Genomic DNA, 1,574 nt, shown 5'->3' on the forward strand with positions numbered 1-1,574 from the left:
CTTCGCGATTACGGAAATGGTGATAGAACGATCCGCGCGTCACATTCAATCGGCGCGCTAGACTCTCGGCTGAAACGCCAATATGCCCTACCTGGTCGAGGGCCTCAAAACCAGCCGAGATCCAACGGTTACGCGTTAGTTTTTCCATTCGTTATTTCGCTCCTATTTCGCACCATACAGGCTGTGTATGGCGCGCAACCGATTGATACCTTGCGAACACCGGCAACGATGGCCGTTGCGTTTCATACGCCAGCAGTTTTGATGGAGCTCGCCTTGAAGAAAATCGTTCTAGTTGCTTTCGACCAGTTCACGGATATCGACCTATTCCTGATGTGGGACATCTTGGGCCGCAACACCAAAGACTGGCACGTCCGAATATTGGGTTCCAGCGCTATCGTGCGTTCGGCCCATGGCCTGCCTGTTTCAGTGCACGGTCCGCTTTGCGAGGCCAACAGTGCCGACGCGGTATTGTTCGTCAGCGGCAAGGAAGGGATACCCGCCGCACTTGCCGCGCCAGATTTTCTGCCATCGTTCGAACTTGACCCCAGACGCCAGCGAATCGGCTCTATCTGCGCTGGGGCTTTCATTCTTGAACGGCTTGGGCTGCTCAGCGGCCGGGCAACTACACACCCGGATGCACGATCGGGCTTGCAAGCCCTGGGAATTGAATCTGTAGACCAGCCGCTTGTATGCCAAGGGAATGTGGCAACCGCGGGCGGATGCCTTTCGGCGCTCTATCTGGTGGGATGGTTGATCGAATCCTGGTTCGACGTCGACAAGCGCCGTGCGACATTGCTCCCTGTTCTGCCAGCGGGGCAACAAGCACTCTATGATGCCTTGATCGGGCTCAGTATCCGTCAAGGAGAAATGGGTGTCGGCCAACAAAAAAAGCGACATGGCATGTCGTCCAATTGGTAGTTAGCACTCAGGAGAGAGATACCCAATGCGCCGAGAATTTGAGCTCATCACGTCCGTGCCGGTCCCCTCGAGGTCCGGCGTCATTCACCTTTACAAGGCGATGAACCTGGCGGACGCCTTTGCGATTCGGCTACCTGCGGGCGCATCCGGCGATCCAGATTCGCTGGCTCGATTCATCCTTTCCAACCAACCATCCTGGATCGGATGGCTCATGAAAGTCCGAGACACAATCGCTGCCTGCTTTGGTCTCAAGACAGCCAGGCATTTGGCGACGCTTGCTGATCGGATTCAAATCTTCAAGGTCTACAGCTCGAACCAGACCGAAATCGTATTGGGAGAGGACGACAAGCACCTCGACTTCCGGATATCGATCCTGTGTTCAGGAGAGGCAGAGCCAGAGGGCAGTCGCCAATTGGTGTTTTCAACCGTGGTCCATTGTCACAACCGTCTGGGCCGGGCCTACCTCTTTGTTATTGCTCCGTTTCACCGCTTGGTTGTCAAGGCCAGCCTTCGCCGTGCAGCGCGCGTTGGTTGGCCTTTGGCTGTCTGAGTCGCGACACAAAAAATCCCGTGGCGAGGGAGCTTGCTCCCGCTGGGACGGTCCGACGCTTTGGGCGAAGCCGCCCCAAAAGGCATGGCGCTTTTTTTCCAGAAAA

General features: G+C 56.2%; 3 protein-coding genes. 2 read left to right on the forward strand and 1 reads right to left on the reverse strand.

Annotated features, from left to right (window positions below):
- Nucleotides 1-148: TetR/AcrR family transcriptional regulator (locus OC610_RS27095; RefSeq protein WP_264432430.1), on the reverse strand; the 148-nt coding region annotated here is incomplete at its 3' end.
- A gap of 125 nt (nt 149-273) precedes the next feature.
- Here OC610_RS27095 and OC610_RS27100 point away from each other — a divergent pair.
- Both OC610_RS27100 and OC610_RS27105 read left to right on the forward strand, forming a co-directional pair.
- Nucleotides 274-918 carry a DJ-1/PfpI family protein gene (locus OC610_RS27100; RefSeq protein ID WP_264432423.1) on the forward strand — a complete coding sequence of 215 codons (645 nt, stop codon included), beginning with the start codon at nt 274-276 and terminating at the stop codon, nt 916-918.
- 25 nt (nt 919-943) lie between these two features.
- Nucleotides 944-1,468 carry a DUF2867 domain-containing protein gene (locus tag OC610_RS27105; protein ID WP_264432427.1) on the forward strand — a complete coding sequence of 175 codons (525 nt, stop codon included), beginning with the start codon at nt 944-946 and terminating at the stop codon, nt 1,466-1,468.
- Nucleotides 1,469-1,574 lie beyond the last annotated feature (106 nt).

Source organism: Pseudomonas agronomica (genome assembly GCF_025917275.1).
GTDB lineage: Bacteria > Pseudomonadota > Gammaproteobacteria > Pseudomonadales > Pseudomonadaceae > Aquipseudomonas > Aquipseudomonas agronomica.